At 52.7% G+C, this 510-nt stretch carries 1 pseudogene; it reads right to left on the bottom strand.

Features of this window, described 5'->3' with window-relative positions:
- Positions 1-419, bottom strand: a pseudogene (locus tag HGP29_RS28690) (hypothetical protein); the annotation flags it as partial.
- Positions 420-510 lie beyond the last annotated feature (91 nt).

The raw sequence follows: 510 nt of genomic DNA, 5'->3' as shown, positions 1-510 counted from the left end.
AGGTTGAGGACCAGCACGACCCCCAGACTCAGCAGCGCACGCAGCCCTGGGGTCATCGGCGTGCGATGCGCCACCTGTTCGGCCAGCGAGTTGGTGATGGCCACGGCGTAGATGAGCACCACCACAAAGAAGGCAAGGAAATAGAGGCCGGTGATCAGGTTGCCAATTTTCTTACCATAGTAGTGATTAACTGCGCCGGTGATCCCGGTTCCCGGCGCGATATTGGCCGAGAGAATAAACTGGCTCAGCGCTTTGTGGGGCCAGTAAGTGAGCGGCCAGGCGACCAGCGCGGTGATGAACAGCACAATCGCGCCAGCCGAACCCAGCTGGATCGGTAGAAATAGCGTCCCAGCGCCTACTGCAGTGCCATATAAGGCAAAACTCCATAGAGTTTCTTCTTTAGACCAAATTTTAGACATTATGCGACTTTATCAACCGTCAAACCAAAAAAAAGGAGTGCAATTTACCATATTTATGGTTCGTCTGTTGCGATAGTTTTCGGTGATAAAG

The sequence above is a fragment of the Flammeovirga agarivorans genome, assembly GCF_012641475.1.
Lineage (GTDB): Bacteria > Bacteroidota > Bacteroidia > Cytophagales > Flammeovirgaceae > Flammeovirga > Flammeovirga agarivorans.
Note: the sequence above shows the minus strand (reverse complement) of the source record. Positions and strands in the feature narration are given on the sequence as shown.